The sequence below is a fragment of the Fontibacillus phaseoli genome, assembly GCF_003337355.1.
GTDB lineage: Bacteria > Bacillota > Bacilli > Paenibacillales > Paenibacillaceae > Fontibacillus > Fontibacillus phaseoli.
Genome location: NZ_QPJW01000004.1, coordinates 241,285 through 259,857, shown reverse-complemented (window position 1 = coordinate 259,857; position 18,573 = coordinate 241,285). Strand labels below are relative to the sequence as shown.

Here is an 18,573-nt window from a genome sequence, read left to right as displayed (position 1 = left end):
CTTGAAACCGCCTGAAACAAACGAAAAAGACACAAAAACCGCGGCAAAGGCCCCGGTCTTCATGCTTTCTATTTTTTAATACAGCTTGTCCGTGATGGCTTTGGCCGTCACTTCCCTGAATTTCAACGCTTCTTCCTTAAACTTGAGCGTAACGCCGACATTCAAAATATCCACGATGACCAATTGGGAAATCTTGGCCGACAGCGAACTCCCTTGGAGCGGAGTCTCCCTCGCCACCATCAGCAGTACGATATCCGCCAACTTGGTGATCGGAGATCTTGCATTGCTCGTAATCACTATGATTTTGGACCCGGCCTTCTTGGCCAGACTCAGGGTTTCGATCGTATCTTTCGTGCTTCCTGAGATCGAAATTCCCACCGCCACGTCACCGGGACGCATGAGCGAAGCGGCCATGGCCTGAAAATGCGTATCCGTCTTGGCCTGGCTGCGCTTGCCGATCCGGGAAAAGCTATGGGCGGCCTGAAGCGCCGTCAATCCCGAAGAACCTACGCCAAAAAAATGAATGTTGTCCGCTTGATGAAGCAAAGTGATCGCCTGCTCGAGTTGTTCCGAATTGACCAGCTCCGACGTTTGCTCCAAAGCCCCGATATGCATGGAAATCACCTTACGATTCAAGGTCGAGGCATCGTCCTCCTCAGTAACTTCATTATATAAACGATCCGAAGGCTTGACCAAATCCTGGGCCAGCGAAAGCTTGAAATCCTGAAACCCTTGAAATTTCAATTTCCGGCAAAACCGCAGCACCGTAGTTTCCCCTACATCCGCCCTTTCCGCCAGTTCCGTGACCGAGTGATAAATTACATCCTGGGCATGATCCAGAATGAAATGGGCCACCTTTTGTTCCGTTTTGGTCAATCCGTTCAAATGGCTGCGGATTGAAAGCAGCGTCTTTCCCATTGCTTGTTCGCTTGACAAATAAATTCCCCTTTCAGGCACGATAAACTTACTTTGCAGTCATAGCCCGATATTCCACCGCATGTGATGTCATAATATAAGTCTACATCATCTCCGGAAAATGGCAATCGTATTTGTCGAAGAGCCAAACGACTCATGTTTGTGATTCTTTATATAAAATATCCCGCAACCGCTCCGATGACGCCTCCGTCGTTGCCCAGTTCGGCGGAAATGATCGGGGTTGCTTCGGCGGCTTCCCCGTAAACAGGGAGCAAGCATCCGGCAACGGCCTGCCTAATCCGGCCAAGGAGAAAATCCCCTTGCTCCGTCACTGCGCCGCCGACTACGATCCCTTGCGGGTTAAACAAATGGATCAGATTTGCAAGGCCCATGGCAATGTACCGCGCATAACCGTCTACGAGATCAAGCGCCGGTCCGTATCCTTCCCTGGCGCCGTTAAAAATGCCCTTCGGCGTGGCGAGCAGGTCTGCGTTCTCACGTTCACGGGCCATCCGCATCAATGCCGTTACGGATGCGTACTGTTCCCAGCACCCGATCCGACCGCAATTGCATGGAATCCCGCCCCCTTCGATGACATGATGTCCGAACTCGCCCGCAAATCCGTCCCTGCCGCGGTAAGGACGGCGGCCGAGAATCAGGCAGCCGCCGACACCGGTGCCCAGCGTGACGCAAACAAAATCGCGCCAATGCCGGCCGGCGCCTACCCAGGCTTCGCCGAAGGCCATCGCGTTCGCATCGTTGTCAACGGCGACGGGCAGCCCGGTCCGGGACTGGAGCCTTTCGGACAGTCTCATGCCGGCCCAACCCGGCAAATTGGCCGTCGCCCCCATGACGACGCCCTTCCCGCTATCAATTTGCCCGGCGGAGCCTACGCCGACGCCGCGGATTTCCCAGGCCCGGTCCCGGGCGTAAGCCTGTAAAGCCGAGATGATCTCGGCCAAACGGTCCATCAGCGCCTCGGGACCTTTTTGAGCCTCCGTAGGCAGGCTAAGGCGATGGATGATGGCCCCATCGCCGGTAACAAGGCCCGCCTTGATATTCGTTCCTCCGAGATCGATTCCGATCGCGACATCGCCACTCACGACCATTAGCGGACACCTCCCGTTTCCAAGGCGAAAGCCACCTCAAACATCCGGCTCCACGGCAGGAATACGGATTGAACCTTCAGGTGGTCCGCAACCTGCTGCGGGTAAAAATTGTTGCATGGCCTTTCATCCAAGGGTAAATACACCACTTTTGTCGTCATCGCATAACACCAACCTTAACCTAGAGTTTACCAGGGCAGCTTCTATTCTTTGACCGCACCCGCCGCAAATGCCGCAAACAAAATGTTTTTGCATCGGCAGGCAAAAAGATCAGCCATGCACATAGCGTGCCATCGCTTCGGTATAATTTCTGGTGATCGTATCGGGTCTTGTGATGGCCCCTCCGATCACTACGGAGTACGCTCCTTCCAGCAAACAGCGGACCGCTTGTTCGGGACTGTGGATCCTTCCTTCTCCCAGTACGGGAATACTAACACTGCGGCTAAGCATGGCAATCAGCTGAAAATCGGGTTCCTTCGACTGGCGACTATACGGCGTATACCCCGACAAGGTGGTTGAAATGAGGTCAAAGCCAAGCTTCTCGGCCGCGACGCCTTCCTCCACCGTGGATACGTCGGCCATGAGCAGCACTTCGGGATAGGCCCGCTTGGCTTTCTCCACCACAGTCTTGAGCGGCATCCCGTCGGGACGATCCCGCGGGGTCGCATCCATGGCAACCATGTCGGCCCCGGCTGCAATGACGCCCTCCACTTCCTCCAAAGTAGGCGTTATATAAACGTCATATCCGGCGTATTCCCTTTTCCACAAGCCGATTACCGGCAACTTCGTCACACGCTTGATCGCCCTGATATCGGACGGCGTATTTGCCCGTACGCCCACCGCATGCCCCTTTTCGGCGGATATCGCAAACCGGGCCATATATTCGCTTCCGTAGAACGGTTCCCCTTCGAGCGCCTGGCAGGAAACGATCAGCCCGCCTTGAAGGGATTCAATCAAGGGATGTGTCATGAAAAGACCTCCGATAATTTTGGTATAATTCTTCAATAGCAATTGTTAAAAGGAATATTTTCTCCAGTTCTGTTCAAAAAAATATCCGATCAAGCTGACATGAGTCGATGGGATATTATCTCCTTTTTTAAATTAAAAAGTGGTTTTTTTCTTTATTATAGGATGAGGCATTTCCTTTGTAAACCCTTTTTTGGCATCCGCTTTAAATAAATTATAGGTGTTTTCATCCGGCTAGTTGCTTTGACCATATAACAGAAAACAGGAGGAAGCCTTGCGGCTCCCTCCTGTTAGCAGATGAATTTCTTATTTTGCAGTAGTATTACTTTCGGCAGCCGTATCCTCAGCGCTATCCGTCAGCGTATTTGTGATCGTTGCTTTGCTACGGATATCCTGAATCCACGTTCCCGACAACTGCGATACCTGCTGGTTAACGAGTCCTTCACGAATCTCTTCCTTCTTCTCCTCCAGCGTCGCGTTATGGGCTTCTTTACGATCCGTCAGCTTGATGACCTGATAACCGCCTTCCGTTTTCACGGCACTGCTGAGTTCATCTTTAGCCAGCTTGAAGGCTGCATTCTCAACCGCTTCTTCCATCTGCCCGCGGGCAAAGAAGTCGGTATCTCCACCGTTAGCCTTCGTGGCTTCATCCAGCGATTTGCTCTTCGCCAGCTCGGCAAAATCCTTGCCTTCGTTCAATTCCTTAATAATTTCGTTCGCTTCCGCTTCCGTTTTCACCAAAATCACGGACGCGCGTACTTGCTCCGGCGTATCGAAATAGGCTTTATTATCTTCAAACGTTTGCTTGATCTGCTCATCGGTGACTTCCACTTGCGGCTCAAGCAGTTTGGTTAAGAGCTTGTTCATTTGGATGTTCTCACGCAGCTGCTCCATCGTCATTCCGTTGGCAATCAATGCCTGATTCAGATTCTCCTCCGAACCGTAATCCTTCAGATAGCTTTTCAACTCCTTATCGATATCGGCTTCCGTAAACACGATGTTTTGCTTTTTCGCCTCTTGGTTTATGAGCTCTTTGGTGATCAGCTTTTCCAAGGCGGTTTGATCGCCGCCGGCTTGCGACATTTCTATATAGAGCTGATCCTTGGTAATTTCCGAACCGTTGACGGTAGCTACGGCTTCCACTTTCTTCCCTGAAATCAATGGTATGACCAAGGCTACGATTAGCAAGACCCCAAGCACGGCCGATACGATCGGCCATACCAGATTCCCTTTGCCGCCGGAAGCAGGAACGGCCTCCTGGATTTCGGCTTCCCGGGTTTCGTCATCTTCCTCCGACAGCAAGGCCAAGACTTCTCCCTCATGGACTTGAGGGATCGGGCTCTCGTTCTCTTCAACGCCATCACCGCTTTTGCCTTCTTCCGGATCGACAGCTTCCGTATGTTGAACAGGGGCCTGTCCTTCTTCAACCGTATTCTCGAAACCGCCGTTCTCGGATTCATCCGGCTGATCTTCCGGCCCCTTTATGGATACCAAATCCTTATTCTCTTTGTCTGTCATTTTTTAATTGACTCCCTTCATCAAATAACAACCATCTATCCTCTTATGACTTTAACAGAATTATACTTCTCTTACCTTAAGGAATCATAAAAAAAGAGAAAATATTCTTAAGCTTATTTTAATGTACCCATTCAATCTCCGATTCCGTCATTCGTGTTATGCGGTGAAAAGGTGTAAAATAAGGAAGAGAATATGTCCAGGAGGAACAACAAGCATGGATTATCAAGCCTACTTTCAAAGCAAAAAAGATGCACATTTAAAAGAGCTCGGCGAGCTGCTCACGATTCCGAGCATTTCCGCCTTATCCGAGCATAAAGCCGACGTATTGAAGGCAGCGGAATGGGTCGCCGACTCCCTGCGCCGCGCCGGTATGGAGAACGTGGAGGTACATCCGACAGCAGGGCATCCCGTCGTGACCGCGGAGCATCTGCATGCTCCGGGCAAGCCCACCGTCCTCGTTTACGGCCACTACGACGTTCAGCCGGTGGATCCCCTGCATCTGTGGGAGACGCCTCCTTTCGAGCCTTCCATCCGGGATAACAAGTTATACGCACGCGGCGCAACCGACGATAAGGGCCAAATGTTCCTGCATGTCAAAGCCGTCGAGGCGATTTTGGAACAGGAAAAAGAGCTGCCCGTAAATATCAAATTCTGCATTGAAGGCGAAGAAGAGGTGACCAGCCCGAATCTTCCGCCCTTCCTGGAGTCCCATCAGGACCAATTGGCGGCCGACGTCATCCTGATCTCAGATACGGCCCTGCTGGAACCGGGTAAACCGGCGATCTGCATCGGGCTTCGTGGTTTGTGCGCACTTGAAGTAAGCGTACATACGGCAAATACCGATTTGCACTCGGGCACCTTCGGCGGCGGAGTGCCAAATGCTCTGCATGCGCTCGTCTCCCTGCTTGCAACCCTTCATGATGAACAAGGGCGCGTTGCCGTCGACGGTTTCTACAAGGGAGTTCACGAACTGACGCCGGAGATCCGGGAAGAATTCGCGAAGCAACAGTTTAATGAGGATCATCTCAAACAAACGCTGGCTTTAGAAGATCTGTACGGGGAGGAAGGCTACTCCTTTGTCGAAAGAACCGGAGCGCGTCCGACTCTTGAATTAAACGGAGTTTACGGCGGCTTCCAAGGCGAAGGCACAAAAACAGTCCTTCCGAAAGAAGCTCACGCCAAAATCACCTGCCGCCTGGTCGGAGACCAGGATCCCCAGGATATCATCGACAAAATCGAGAAGCATCTTCGCGAAAACCTGCAAAAGGGCGCAACCCTTCAAGTGAAGGCAACGGAGAAAGCCCGGGCCTTTACGATCGAACCTGCCGATCCCATGCTGCAAAAAGCGGCCGACGCCTACGAAAGGGTATATGGCACACGGGCGCTGTTTACGAAAGACGGCGGCTCCATTCCCATCGTGGAAACCTTGTCCCGCGTATTGTCGGCTCCGGCTGTCATGATGGGATTCGGCCTGCCGGACGAGAACTTGCACGCACCGAATGAACATTTCAATCTGGAAAACTTCGACAAAGGATTACTGACCATCGTGGAGTATCTGAAGTCGCTGTAAAGTGAAAATCCCCTCAAAAAACCGTCCAAACTTGGGCGGTTTTTTTGATTGCATTTGTTGTTTTTAAATTCACTTGTAATAATGAGTAAGTTCTAATATAATAAAACTACTAATCAGTTCTATAATTATCGAACTTAAGTTTTTAATGTCTTTCAGCTAATTCCATTAAAGAAAGGAACCGTGTGAGAATGAGCTACAACATTGAAGCCGATTTTGCTCCCATATATGAATGTGTAACTAGCATCACCGCTTTTATCAGCAAACAAAACCATAACGCCATGGATGCGGGAAAACTCTGGGTCCGGGAAGTTCAGGATCTTTTCGCGCCCGTTATTATGCAAAAAATGCGGGAAGCCATAAAAAAATTGGAGGACTTCAGTCTTTCCCCGTATATATGGAGCTGTCCCGGCAATCGTTCCGTACCGGAATTCCTGGATTGGTTCGATGCTTTATCCACAGGTCAATTGTATGAAATAGCCGCGGGCTTCGGGCAGACCGTTCCTTCAAATCTATCCGAGCTAAGAAATTTGACCTCGGAAGTGTTGCGGGAATGGAATTTACGCTATTTCGGGAGCATTAGCCCGGCCATCACCGAAGGATTGGCCCAGGAAGCCGAATCCCTGAAATCGCGATTAAAGGAGACGAACAGTCTGGAGGTCTATGAGCAGGCAACCGGTGGAATGCGGATCTATCCAAATGAGTTGCTGAAGCGGTTCGTCCTCATACCCCAATATCATTCCCGTCCACTGGTAACGTCCAGCATCTTTGATGAAACCATATTCACTCATTATTCTTGCGACATTATTCCTCCGGCGCCAGGACATCCCGCTCCCGGACTCCTCCGGCTCACGCGGGCTCTGTCGGACGAAACACGGTTATGCATTCTTCGCCTGTTGTCGGAAAAACAAATGACGTTTACGGAGATCGTTCGGGAAATCGGGTTATCCAAGAGCACCATTCATTATCATTTAATCTCGCTCCGGGCGGCCGGCCTTGTCATCGTGCATTACTATTTGAAAAACAATGATAACAAAAACGTCGAATACAACCTCCGCCTGGAAGCACTGAATGATCTTCCGCTGCAGATCGGGCAATTTCTTAAAAAATGATCCCGCGGAGCAACAGCCGCGATCGAAAGGTTGATTTTGGATGAAACGACGCAGTTATTACGGACTGTTGGCCACGATAGCCATGAGCGGGTTCGGTGACACTTTTGGCCTGCTGGCCATGGAGTGGCTGGCTTACGAACTAACCGGCTCTAAACTGGTGATGGGAGCACTCGCGCTTTGTTCCGGAATTCCCGAGCTGGCGCTTCGTCTGCTCGGCTCGCCGCTTGCCGATCGGCTGCCCCGCGGGAAGTTCATGGCAGGACTTGCAACCGTACGCCTGATCGCCATCGTGCTGCCATTCGCCGCGGGTCTCGCCGGGCAATTACAGCTATGGCATTTGTTTCTCGCCGCAGGACTTAGCGGCTCCTGTGCCGCCATGTTTATGCCGACCGCGATAGCCGCCGTCCCCGAGGTGGCGGACAAGGGCAAGCTGGTGCGCGCTTTTGCCGTCATTGACGGTTGCCGAAATGCCGCCGTTTTGTTGGGGCCGGCCCTTGCAGGTGCGGTGATTGCCGCCAGCGGAGCGCTCCCCGCACTTGGAATTAATGCCGTATGCTATGCCGCGGCCATCGTAACGCTGCTTTATCTGCCAAAAATGAAACCGCGGACCCATGATTTTGCTCCTATCTCCATTACCGCCTATGTGCGGGAAATTACCGAAGGCTTCTCCTTTTATAAGCAAGTTCCCGCGATGCTCGCCATCATGGGCACCGTCTCCATCAGCAACATGTGCTCCATCGCAATCTGGACGATGATGGTCCCCTATGTCCGGGAAGTGCTGCATAGGGATGCCGCAGCCATGGGCACTTTGACGACCGCCTCCGCATTCGGCACTTTATGCGGCCTTGCCATTATTTCTTTACTTGGCGAAATCAAGCAACGACGGACGGTGATGCTCTGCAGTCTGGCTTCAATCGGCCTCTTTCATACGATTCAGGGGTTGGCTCAATCCTATCCGGTTGCTTTGGCCTGTTTTTTTGCCGCCGGTGCTGCCGTTGCTTTCTTCGGCTCGCACAGTTCTTCATTGCATGGAAAGCTAGTGCCCGAACACCTGCAGGGCCGGGTCAATTCGATCCGCTTCCTGATCGGAGGCGCCCTGCAGCCCGTAGGGGCTTTTGTGGGAGGAGCGATAGCGCAGCAATACGGCGTAGGCACATTAATTCTGGGTGCCAGCCTTTTACCGCTCATCAGTTCATGCGCCGCCGCCCTGTTCATTCCCGGCCTGAAAGCGTTGAACGGAGACTTATCGGACCTTGAGGCTAAAATCCAGTTTCAGGCGAGACCGCATGTCGCGATGAATCAGAACCAAATTTCTACCGATAACTAACGGTTAACAGTTAACCTCGCCGTCCCGATCGATTAGCCTTCACCCTTCCTGGTTTTGCCGTCAAAACCTAAACAAAAAACCTTCTTTCCCCCCGCCGGAACGGATAAGAAAGAAGGTTTACGGTTTTCGCCCTTAAAAAAAACCGTCAGATTTTTAACTCCCCAAGCTTGATCAGCTCGACAACCGCCTGCGCACGACCTTTGACATTCAGTTTCTGCATAACGTTGGAGATGTGGTTTGAAGTACACCGAGAACCATCACTTTTAAATACGTCATGACTCAAAATAGTCCAAATAAAACTGTTTGATCTTAGTTTCGAGTTTATCTTCCACAAGTGATTTTATGAATTTTTTTCTTAAAATTTCCTTGTTAATTGAATTACTAAGTATTCTCTTGACCTCATCTCCATTGAGGTATGGAAACCACTCCAAGTTGAACTTCTGATAATCAAAATCATCCTCTTGAAGCACTAAATCATAAAAGTCATCAATTCCAATAAACTCCTTGAAAAGCTCTTTATTAATTATTTTATTATGACGTAAAAGTACAACCACAACCCCTAGTAGGCTCCTTAAAGGATCAGGATAACTCTTCATTGAGCTGCTTTCAATTTCATTTTTTGTTTGTTGTACTTGTAGAAACAGCTTCTCTTCATAATTCTCAGTTGAAAGTATAATTCCAGCATCACAAGCTGCACCATATATTTTAACATTAAAGTTCTGTAATAAGATATCTTCTATAAGTATTTTTACTGTTTTCTGATATACTGGACCTAAAAATCTATATAGTGGTATTAGAACTTGATGTAAGACAATCCACTTGTTCTTTGATAGATTGCCATGTTCAATTGAGATGATTAACTTTTCAATATCTAATTCAACATTAAAATTGTCGTATTCGCTCTGATCAATTAGATTGACTAGTCCTATAATATATTTGTTATTATTCAGAGCATCAAGTTCGAATCCTCCTTGATGTCCGTTATACTTTAAATCTAATAATTTATTGACAAAAGCTATAATTAACTTCGCAACTAATTGTGATTCTATATTCTGATTTTTTCTCTGAGCATATAAGAATTTTAATAGTGTGAAATAAATATCATGCTCTACATATGTCGAATTTAATAACCTTAGCAAGTTATCAATTAACTCATTTAATTCATGCGCATTGATCTTTATCTTACCAAACAAGCACAACATATTTTTCAAAATCTCTCTTAAACCCATAATATACTCAATTTCTAAATAGCTTGTGATTAAATTTGAGAATAGTCCCTTTAACTGAACACTAGGAAACGCTATCTCGATTTCATCTATATTATATTCATCAAATAATTCATTTATTTTTTTCCAATCTAAGTATTTCAAAATTATGACGACATCTTTACATGTGAATCGATAATTTGGTAATCTGTGAAATAAATATCCAGAAAAAAGAGCATCTTCAGCTGTTTGAACTTCGGACTTTTCTTTGACTGAATAAGTACTGAGAATTGACTTTATAAAAGAAAAGTAATACTCCTTCACTTCTGAGTATTGGTCCAACATAATAAAATTATTATGCGTATAATCAAAAAACTCATGTACGTCACTTACCATATTGTTAACTGATGTAGAATCCTGACTACTAAAGTTGGTATTTAAATCTTTTTCCACCTTGTCAGTTAACTCTTTAATGCGAAGTAGTTGTTGAGATACATATCCTTGTTCCTGCAATAAATCGTGAATAAATTTCACTTTATCTTTATCTTTTCGAGCCAGCATATCATAAACATCATTTATTTTAAGATTAGAATTTTCATATGCTTCAATAATTGTAGTAATTTGTTCAACAAAAACGGTTTCCCCTAAGTCCGTTCCCAAGATTACCGTCTGAACACCCAGATTATTACGTTTAAGTTTCCTAATTAAATATCTCTTGTTGAATTCAATGATATATAGTAGAATAAAATCTTTATTTCGATACGATTCTATTGAAATTTTCTCAAGGATTTCAAATGCAGAAACAAATTGATTGACTAAGTATTTTGCGTAAGCTCTCATTAATTCATTAATGATTTTGTTCTCGGACTCACTAATTATTTTATAATCTTGTTTTGCTACAAGATTTATTGAATAATAATCATTAAATAATACATTTCTGATGATATCTGGCTCATTTTTATATGATACATCAAGTGTAAAATCTTGATCCTCAACGCTTATTTTTGACAGTTTTGTTTTTGCAAACGTAGAATTAATATAATCATATTTTTGTTTAGTTTCCCAATCTTGTTGTTCATATGACTGTTTTATGGAATTTAGACGATTAATAAGATCAATAAAAAAATTATCTTCTTTAGTAGGAAACACTTTTAATGTTGTTCTTTCTTCTATAAAGTAATTACCTATATCAAGTAAATTAATTATATCTTTCAATCTAATTTTATTTAGGCTATTAAAAGCTTGAAATTTATCATAACAATACTCTAATGGGTTACTAACTGACTCCCTATATTGAAGAATATAATCTAAAATTCTAACAATATTTTTCCCTTGAGGAGCTTTCAACTCGAAAATTTCTTTATCATGATACTCTTTTGGAATATCAAATTTATCAATTAAATTGACACCAAGATTCTTGAAATAATCTTTTTCCACAGCAAGTCTAGGGCTTTCTGAAGAATCAATCAAATAGGCTTTTTGAAAATGGTCACCTAATATTCCCTGCAAATTTTTCAATATTAATTTCAAATCATAATCCTGAAGTGAGTATCCTACAAAAAGTACTGTGTTGTTAATAAAAATCGATTTCACATACGATTCTATTAGTTTGAAATTAGAAGAATAATTTAAATAATCATCCTCCTTAAGTACAATATTTTTTTTCGATAAGTCCCCATGCATTTTGATAAGCATTCTTCCATTAGATGAATAGGGAAGATCAAGATCCTCTTTTACTGAATCATAGAACATAAAATTTTTCTCTATTGCTTGCTCGATTAAGCTATCATAATTTGTTGTTATTATGTGTCTAGGTTTAAACTTTAAAATGTAATCATGAATTATATTTGGAGACAATGGGGTGTCGAAGATTTCAATTATCTTTTTAAGATATTCATTTTTTCCTCTCTGGTTGTAGTAATATTGTGGAATTTTTAAAAAGTCATCTGAGTTTATCTCTCTATTAATACCTAATCCAGTTGCAAATTCTTTTACAAGCCCCGTCCAACTGGGCAAGTTAGAATTTGCTGAAACTCCTGCACCGACAAATAATACAAGATGCTCTCTGTTCATTGCCTCCAATATTGCTTCAATATCTAAATTCTTCTTAATTAACATTGGGATATCACCTCTTTTTTAATGGATCTAACTTTCCAATCTACTAATATGTATCATTTGCCTTAATGTTCAATGACCAATTTGATTGTTTGTACAATGTTCTATTTGCCTAGATCAATACAAGTTCAAATAATACAGAAGTTCGAACATTTGAGCTAAAAACTTTGAATAGTCAAAGTCCTCTCCTCGCTTTAAATCCTTTATCATATCCTGCAGATTGTTCCACTTTTCAAGCATCAATGGATATGTAATTCTATTTTCATGTTCCCTTATTTGCTTTAAGTTAGCCAAGTGTTGAGAGATTACTTCTTCATACGTTACGGATTGAATTCTTGAATGAGAAAATGAATAAACACCAGAAGACATATCGAAAGTGGATTGGCGCTTCCTCAATTGTGCTAATCTGTCCCGTTCTTTTTGTCGTCTTATTTGCAATAATTCATGCTGAAACATTTTCTCAATCTTATTCACCTGAATAGATGAGAATGGAAGACCAATATCAATTTGTGTTTTCAAATCTTCTATCAAATGCAGTTCGTTATAATCGGTCGGCAACTCCCAGCCCTGCTCGTACCTAATAAGAATCTCATCACGTTCAAGATCAATTTTGTGAAATCCATTAGTAATATCTTTAATAAGTTCAGCTGACATCATTGTATAGTTTCCCAAGCAAGTTTCACCAAGTTGATATGTCTTGTTCTCCTTGCGATGATGAACGATATAACAATATCTAAGCGTTATTCCACATTCGCATTTATACGGACGGTTACCATAGCCGCCGTCTAGTATCTCTTTCAGTTCCCAGTCGTTTAGTTTTTCCCAAATTTCATCTAATGATATGTTGGAATGCAGCACAATCCCCTTTTTGTAAGCGAGCTTCTCCAGCCATTTGCTTTTTTTACTTTGCTTCAAATAGATCTGCAAGAAGTTCAATTGGATGTCATCCAACAACTGAAATAATCGGTTAACTTCCTTTTCAGTTAAAGGAGACGGCATGTCTCTCCCTCCATTCAAAGCTAGGTCTTAGTAACTAAATCGTACCATATTATTACAAACTCCGCACTCACTTCCTTTATCCGAAGTTAACTATGCTATAGTAGGATTACTACAATCCAAGCGAGGTGAAGCCGATGAAATGGGCAAAAATTGCTAAATACATCCAAGTTGTTTTGTGCTGGTTGAGGCAATCAAGGCAAGCTCCAACAATTGTGTACGTCAATTAGAGGAAATGGCAGTCATTCAGGATTACGATAATCCGCAAGAAGCATGGTGCGGCTATAAAGAGCAGCACAAGTTACATCCGACTCGTGAACTGTATGTATTCCACACGAGTAAAAGTAAGATAGAAGTCGAGGAGTTTTTTAAAGTGAATTTCGAAACTATGAATATCGATCTTGAAAAATAGACCACGCGATGCCATCCATCAATGGACACCATTCGCTCGGTCTGACTTTGCTTATACGACCACAGCCCCGTTCTATGTAAAGACTTATTCACTCTTGCCGATTATACATCGCTCTTTCAAACAACTGATTCGTTGTATACCTCTGGACATGATAATACCAAAGGGTATAATTGTTCGTGAAATCATCCTCGCTCATCGCATTTTCCCATACTTCGAACAAAATCTCTTTCAATTTTTGTGGTGTTTCTATTGTCCTTTGCACTTCGATAGAGCGAAGAGGCTGCATCGTAATATCAATCTAAGAAATTTCCAACCTGCAATCTTTAATTTTAAGCGCTTGATGATCGCCATACAGTGTGGGGTCAAATATAATTTCTTGCTTCATTCTTCCAATTTTCACAATCAACATTACGTAATTGGCTTCTCTAATCATTTTGAATGAAATCTTCCCATTACGAACGTCTTCTTTTTCTTGGACTTGTACATTTCGATATGCAAACATTAAGTGAAACAGGTTCTCGGTTTCAGATGCTTCAAGGGAAACGCATTCTTGACTTGGTCCGTTGAGGTAGTAGTTTTTCATGATTTAATCATCCTTTGTAATTTTTTATATTTCTTTTGTTGTATACAGACAAACAAAAAGCCTGATCTTTGTTGTCTTGATAGGAGCCTGTTCGTCTCCTAAAAGTAACAACAATAAATCAAGCCTTGCTTCTTTAAAATATGGCGAACAATATTTTATACTAATTACAATGTTCCTTCTAGTCAGATTCCAGTTCATGCAACGAAAGCCCAAAGGTCGTAACAACCTGAATATCACCATTACGGCTAACTTTAATTTCAGATAAAAGCTTTTTCAGAATCAACTGCATCTCATCAAATGAATCAAAATCCAGATCCAGTAGCTCATCAAGCATATCCATTACCTGCTCATAAAGTTCGGTTAAATCAGATTTTTTTCGTTGTTCCTCTGTCAACTCCGCAAGTCTCTTCTCGCATTGTACAATTTCCTTTTCATATATCAATTTTTCCATATTGTATTGTTCCTCATCGTGGAACTGACCTGACATTTTCTCACGTCGCAGTTCAAATAGGCATTTACGATTGTCAGTAATTCGCTTCTTTAGCTTTTTCATTTCGCTTTCCAAGTCCGATTGATTGATTTGGATAAGTCCTTTATGTTTCTCCAGGAGTTCCTCTGCTGAAGTGATATTTCTAAGTGTATTCGACATGGTATCAATCAACTCATCTCGAAAAGGATAGTATGGAAGCCAAAAGTCATTGTTGCAACCTGCATCTCCTTGTCTTCTTCTTCTTGAACAGATGAGATAACGGTACTCTCTTCCATCTCGATCTGTTTTTTTACTTTTGGATTTCATACTGACCACAGATGCTCCACAATGCGCACATTTAATAATTCCTGCAAAGATATTGATTTTTTGCCTTATACCGCCTCGCTCACCGCCACCTCGTTCAAGTCGCAAAGCTTGCGCTAACTGAAACGTATCCTCGTCTATAATCGCTTGATGTGTGACGACTTTGTTGGCATATCGCCATTCACTCTTCGGTCGTTGCACTAATACTTTTTTTCTTTCCGATGTATCGTTCACGTTTGTGTAAACCTTCTTGGTTTCATACTTCGAGGAGCGATTTTTTCCAATGTATGCCTCATTCTGAAGGATGCGCTGTATAGTTGTAATGCCCCATATGCCGTCCTTGGGCGAGGGGATACCCTTATCGTTCAAATACTCGACAATCGCTTTTTCGCCCATTTTATTCGCGGTATAGAGCTGAAATATGATACGCACAACTGCGGTTTGTTGATCATCAGGCACAAGCACCTTTAATCCGTTTCTAATTTCCCTATGATATCCGTAAGGAGCGCGGCTGCCTGTGAAGTTTCCTTTTAGTGCCGATTCCCGTTTACCGCGGCGTGAGCTTCGACTGATTTGTTCACTCACGGATTGGTTGACGCTGGATATAATTGAAAATAACATTTCATCGTCTCGATCTGAATCATAATGATCATCTATAGAAATAAGTCTGATGTTTAACGCATTTACCATTTTTCGTTTTAAGCTGATCGAATCTCCAATGTCACGAGCAAAACGAGAGAGTGCAGCGAATATGATAACCTGAAACGCACCACTCTGTGCATCTCTAACGACCTGCTGAATCGCTTGTCTATCTGTAATGTTTGCTCCTGATTCCCTATCTTCATAAATAATATTGTCGCCTGTCTCCCAACCCATATCCTCTGCGTAGTTCTTGCAGGCGGAAATCTGATGTTCTGGGCTATCCTTCTGACTGTCCTTCGTCGTACTGACACGTACGTATATCGCAGCTTTTATCATCTGAATCATTCCCCTTATATAAAAGCAAATCCCTCTGGCGGATCAAACTCAAGCCAAAGGGACTGCTGTATGTTCAAATTTATGAATAGCTAATTTCTAAACGGCACGTCCTAAAGCTGAGATTTTTTTTACACGGTAATTGTTAGCTTGAAATTCATCTATGTTTTTATGAACAACCTGTCTGGCGAGTTCATCAATCATCTCGTTGAGATTACCCTGTCCAGCCTGAATGTGAATACGGTATGCTTTATTTAAATCCCTTGACACAGGGCATTCTCCTCTCATTGTTTATATATTTTATTTTTATGACGCTCCACTCTTGTACCATAACCGATTAGTTCTGATATGCTTGCTTTGCTCTGATTAAATGTGTTGCTGAAGTATAACTGAGTTATTCAAATCATCTAAATATGCTACTGCATCTATATTAAACTGTGTCTTCACAGGCTGTATTCAGAATTAGACGGCGGTAACTATGTTAGGTGGATTAGCTTGTCTTTCAACTCATTCGTATTTTCCAATCGAATATTAGCTAACTCTATGTACTTCGGTTCTTTTTCAAAGGTAATAAAGTTTCTTCCAGTCATTTGAGCAGCAACGCACTCGCTTCCGCTCCCGCAAAACGGCACGAGAACCGTTTGCTCTGGATGAGAGTGGAGGCTAATCAACTTGATCAAAATCTCCAGTGGCTTCTGACAAGGAAATTTACCATGCTTCTTTTCGTTTCTGGGAGTCAATGTCGTTTCGAAAACACTCTGAATGTTCTTGTTGTCGTTAATCCTTTTGGCGTAATCTAAATTATAGGTTCGTCGTTTTCCTTTGCTTGCCCAAATAATCGATTCCGATGCAAAATGTGGAGCGTTACCTGCAAAGTTAGGCGGTGGATTCTTCTTTTTCCACTCGTATTTGATTCGGGTGAAAAAGCCCGCTTACTCAATAAGATAGCCCACAGTGAACAAGTTATGATGCGTGCCATATGCCAGGATTGAACCATCAGGTTTTAAAACGCGATGGCATTCGTCAATCCATGCTTTATTGAATGAGTGAAAGTCATCTATCTTGTCCCAATCTTCCTTAAATTGATTGAAACCGTAGATTTCTTTCATGTTAAGCTTTGTTCCGTTATTTCCAAGATTGTAGGGTGGGTCAGCAATAACAAGGTCAATGCTGTTATCAGGCATCAGCTTCATGCCTTCTATGCAGTCACGTTGATAGATTCGGCTCTTGTTATGAACATTCTGTACCCTGTTATAGCACGAAAGGACACACAATCCAAATTGTGTGTCCTTTCAATATTAATTCATTTTATTATCCCTTGATCATCCAAGCTCTGTCTATACAACTCCAATGACCAAAAAACTCTTTCTCGTTAAGTATTGATTGATAGATAGGCTTAAGAAAATCAACAAGATAAGTCATAATATCTTGAAATACAAACTGCTCCTCAATCCCTAAACGACGTACAAAAGCCACCCATTGTTTTGTCCGACTCTCATCCTCAGCAAAGTCTGCAATAAACAAAGGATGCTCTTTTTCCAATACTGTACCTCGTCGCTGAAATGTTTCAAACACTGCCTCGTAAAGAATGCGACCATCAAAATCATTAGTCGTTAGCAGGATATAGATATCATAAAAATCCTTCATCCGACTGTTCATTACCGACAATGTAATCATCGCTTCAAATTTTTCTGAAATGACGGATTCCTTCGAGTAGGCTTGCACCTGTGGAGTTGCCATATCAAGCAAAACAGGATAGTCGATAAGTTGTGGCTTCGGAACTACGACATCACCAAATCCGATATCAAATTGCAAGCTCTTTTTCATTCGCCCTAGAAGAGCTGTTACTTTGACTCTTACTCCCTCATAGTCAGCATCCTCTTTAATTCTCTCCGTTGTCATTTCATCCAGTTGAAACATAATGCCATCTGAAGGAACGTCTATTGAGCAAATCGTAACAAACGACTCCCTTAATATTTCTAGCTCATTAGCAATCTGTCTGGCGAGAAAGTCAACATCTTTGGTTGGGCGAGCTTTGAATTGAGTTTGTGAGAATAGGAACAAGCCGCCTTTCAAAATAAATTTATCCCTGTAATCGGAGATGGACAAGCGATATAAAAAACGCTCTTGAAAATAAAGGAGAAGCAACGTATCAAATGATTTTCCTGATTTCTTCGCTATATTTTTTAAGCGTTCTGAAACAGAGGCGGGGATATTCTTAATCTCACTCATCAAATCAGCACCTCCAAATACTTTTGCAAAACGGTTCGAATCCGCAACTTATCAGCATAAGAGACAAGCCTTGTTATATTTTTATGACGGGATTGAAGGTAATTCCTCAATCCTTCTTTCATCAAGTCAATTCCAATTTTCTCACGATAGCGCACCATGTCACAGATTGTTTTTTCACGGTCATAAATTTTAACTGCCGAGCCATCAATACTAATCTCATCGATACCTATGTTGAACTGAGCATCTGCCAAATAAATTATTTTAATGGGCGGGTAGTCTGGAAGCTTTGGTTTTTTACCGCCGCGATGAATAGCAACGTGATATTCCCAAGGATTATAGGTTGTCAGTTCATAGTAGGAGAGGGCAGAGAGAAGACAGATAACCCCTTTGGGAACTAGTTTGGATACTTCAACCATTTCATTGGGCAGTTCGTTAATTTGACCAGCTTGTCGATAAACTCCTTGCTTAACCCGTTCAATTTCGCCAATGGACTCCAGCTTTTTTATGTAATAAGGAGATATACCAGCCATAATAAAATCTTTTGTTCGTGCGAAGCCATGATGTTCTTCCAGCACTTGCATTGCCGTAGTAATAATTTGTTCGTTCATGCATTCACCACCATTCACAGATAGATAAGGAATTATCTCATCATAGTAAAGTATTCGTGATTGCTTTATGATTTCCTTTTATTATTCACAAAAACTTCTGCACTTAGACGTAAGAGCAGAAAAATACCCTATAACCGCTTAAG

15 protein-coding genes and 2 pseudogenes are annotated in these 18,573 nt (G+C 43.2%); 3 read left to right on the top strand and 14 right to left on the bottom strand.

Annotated features, from left to right (window positions below):
* Positions 1–75: 75 nt before the first annotated feature.
* The 5 genes from DFP94_RS13870 to DFP94_RS13855 all read right to left on the bottom strand — a co-directional run bounded on the left by DFP94_RS13870 (position 76) and on the right by DFP94_RS13855 (position 4,505).
* Complete coding sequence (locus DFP94_RS13870; RefSeq protein WP_342768250.1) at positions 76–936, bottom strand: MurR/RpiR family transcriptional regulator; 861 nt, start codon at positions 934–936, stop codon at positions 76–78.
* A 149-nt stretch (positions 937–1,085) separates the two neighbouring features.
* Positions 1,086–2,024, bottom strand: coding sequence for an ROK family protein (locus DFP94_RS13865; RefSeq protein ID WP_181873146.1), 939 nt, complete (start codon positions 2,022–2,024; stop codon positions 1,086–1,088).
* The gene (locus DFP94_RS25535; RefSeq protein ID WP_181873145.1) at positions 2,024–2,182 is read right to left on the bottom strand and encodes a hypothetical protein; all 159 of its coding nucleotides are present in this window, start codon (positions 2,180–2,182) and stop codon (positions 2,024–2,026) included. Before DFP94_RS25535 ends, DFP94_RS13865 begins: the two co-directional genes overlap by 1 nt.
* A 109-nt stretch (positions 2,183–2,291) precedes the next feature.
* Entirely contained in the window at positions 2,292–2,990 is a 699-nt protein-coding gene (locus tag DFP94_RS13860; protein WP_114497055.1) for an N-acetylmannosamine-6-phosphate 2-epimerase, read from the bottom strand.
* 303 nt (positions 2,991–3,293) lie between these two features.
* Positions 3,294–4,505: a peptidylprolyl isomerase gene (locus DFP94_RS13855; RefSeq protein WP_114497054.1), complete on the bottom strand. Its 1,212-nt coding sequence runs from the start codon at positions 4,503–4,505 to the stop codon at positions 3,294–3,296.
* 214 nt (positions 4,506–4,719) lie between these two features.
* On the opposite strand from DFP94_RS13855, the gene DFP94_RS13850 reads away from it, so the two are divergent.
* From DFP94_RS13850 to DFP94_RS13840, 3 genes are all read left to right on the top strand, one after another.
* Positions 4,720–6,075, top strand: coding sequence for a dipeptidase (locus DFP94_RS13850; protein ID WP_114497053.1), 1,356 nt, complete (start codon positions 4,720–4,722; stop codon positions 6,073–6,075).
* Between the two features lie 188 nt (positions 6,076–6,263).
* A complete protein-coding gene (locus tag DFP94_RS13845; protein ID WP_114497052.1) occupies positions 6,264–7,184 on the top strand; it encodes an ArsR/SmtB family transcription factor in 921 nt (306 codons plus the stop codon).
* Positions 7,185–7,224: 40 nt separating this feature from the next.
* Positions 7,225–8,511, top strand: a complete 1,287-nt coding sequence (locus DFP94_RS13840; protein ID WP_114497051.1) for an MFS transporter — start codon at positions 7,225–7,227, stop codon at positions 8,509–8,511.
* A 145-nt stretch (positions 8,512–8,656) separates the two neighbouring features.
* On the opposite strand, the pseudogene DFP94_RS13835 reads toward DFP94_RS13840, so the two are convergent.
* From DFP94_RS13835 to DFP94_RS13795, 9 genes and pseudogenes are all read right to left on the bottom strand, one after another.
* Positions 8,657–8,749 (bottom strand): annotated as a pseudogene (locus tag DFP94_RS13835) (LuxR C-terminal-related transcriptional regulator); the annotation flags it as partial.
* A 34-nt stretch (positions 8,750–8,783) separates the two neighbouring features.
* Positions 8,784–11,834: an SIR2 family protein gene (locus DFP94_RS13830; protein WP_114497050.1), complete on the bottom strand. Its 3,051-nt coding sequence runs from the start codon at positions 11,832–11,834 to the stop codon at positions 8,784–8,786.
* A gap of 114 nt (positions 11,835–11,948) precedes the next feature.
* Positions 11,949–12,830: a hypothetical protein gene (locus tag DFP94_RS13825; RefSeq protein ID WP_114497049.1), complete on the bottom strand. Its 882-nt coding sequence runs from the start codon at positions 12,828–12,830 to the stop codon at positions 11,949–11,951.
* Between the two features lie 707 nt (positions 12,831–13,537).
* On the bottom strand, positions 13,538–13,822 hold the full coding sequence (locus DFP94_RS13815; RefSeq protein WP_114497048.1) for a hypothetical protein: 285 nt from the start codon (positions 13,820–13,822) through the stop codon (positions 13,538–13,540).
* A gap of 178 nt (positions 13,823–14,000) precedes the next feature.
* On the bottom strand, positions 14,001–15,593 hold the full coding sequence (locus DFP94_RS13810) for a recombinase family protein (RefSeq protein WP_114497047.1): 1,593 nt from the start codon (positions 15,591–15,593) through the stop codon (positions 14,001–14,003).
* A gap of 96 nt (positions 15,594–15,689) precedes the next feature.
* Positions 15,690–15,860: a hypothetical protein gene (locus tag DFP94_RS25530; protein WP_181873144.1), complete on the bottom strand. Its 171-nt coding sequence runs from the start codon at positions 15,858–15,860 to the stop codon at positions 15,690–15,692.
* 206 nt (positions 15,861–16,066) lie between these two features.
* Positions 16,067–16,774 (bottom strand): annotated as a pseudogene (locus DFP94_RS13805) (DNA-methyltransferase).
* A 127-nt stretch (positions 16,775–16,901) separates the two neighbouring features.
* Positions 16,902–17,822: a nucleotidyl transferase AbiEii/AbiGii toxin family protein gene (locus tag DFP94_RS13800; protein WP_114497046.1), complete on the bottom strand. Its 921-nt coding sequence runs from the start codon at positions 17,820–17,822 to the stop codon at positions 16,902–16,904.
* Positions 17,822–18,430 (bottom strand): type IV toxin-antitoxin system AbiEi family antitoxin domain-containing protein, encoded by a 609-nt coding sequence (locus tag DFP94_RS13795; RefSeq protein ID WP_114497045.1) that lies wholly within the window; start codon positions 18,428–18,430, stop codon positions 17,822–17,824. The genes DFP94_RS13800 and DFP94_RS13795 overlap by 1 nt, the downstream gene beginning before the upstream one ends.
* Between the last annotated feature and the right edge of the window lie 143 nt (positions 18,431–18,573).

What these genes read in the sequence shown, in the direction of transcription:
- DFP94_RS13865 (WP_181873146.1), bottom strand. Translation starts at nt 2,024, where the DNA reads ATGGTCGTGAGTGGCGATGTCGCGATCGGAATCGATCTCGGAGGAACG.
- DFP94_RS25535 (WP_181873145.1), bottom strand. Translation starts at nt 2,182, where the DNA reads ATGACGACAAAAGTGGTGTATTTACCCTTGGATGAAAGGCCATGCAAC.
- DFP94_RS13860 (WP_114497055.1), bottom strand. Translation starts at nt 2,990, where the DNA reads ATGACACATCCCTTGATTGAATCCCTTCAAGGCGGGCTGATCGTTTCC.
- DFP94_RS13855 (WP_114497054.1), bottom strand. Translation starts at nt 4,505, where the DNA reads ATGACAGACAAAGAGAATAAGGATTTGGTATCCATAAAGGGGCCGGAA.
- DFP94_RS13850 (WP_114497053.1), top strand. Translation starts at nt 4,720, where the DNA reads ATGGATTATCAAGCCTACTTTCAAAGCAAAAAAGATGCACATTTAAAA.
- DFP94_RS13845 (WP_114497052.1), top strand. Translation starts at nt 6,264, where the DNA reads ATGAGCTACAACATTGAAGCCGATTTTGCTCCCATATATGAATGTGTA.
- DFP94_RS13840 (WP_114497051.1), top strand. Translation starts at nt 7,225, where the DNA reads ATGAAACGACGCAGTTATTACGGACTGTTGGCCACGATAGCCATGAGC.
- DFP94_RS13830 (WP_114497050.1), bottom strand. Translation starts at nt 11,834, where the DNA reads ATGTTAATTAAGAAGAATTTAGATATTGAAGCAATATTGGAGGCAATG.
- DFP94_RS13825 (WP_114497049.1), bottom strand. Translation starts at nt 12,830, where the DNA reads ATGCCGTCTCCTTTAACTGAAAAGGAAGTTAACCGATTATTTCAGTTG.
- DFP94_RS13815 (WP_114497048.1), bottom strand. Translation starts at nt 13,822, where the DNA reads ATGAAAAACTACTACCTCAACGGACCAAGTCAAGAATGCGTTTCCCTT.
- DFP94_RS13810 (WP_114497047.1), bottom strand. Translation starts at nt 15,593, where the DNA reads ATGATAAAAGCTGCGATATACGTACGTGTCAGTACGACGAAGGACAGT.
- DFP94_RS13800 (WP_114497046.1), bottom strand. Translation starts at nt 17,822, where the DNA reads ATGAGTGAGATTAAGAATATCCCCGCCTCTGTTTCAGAACGCTTAAAA.
- DFP94_RS13795 (WP_114497045.1), bottom strand. Translation starts at nt 18,430, where the DNA reads ATGAACGAACAAATTATTACTACGGCAATGCAAGTGCTGGAAGAACAT.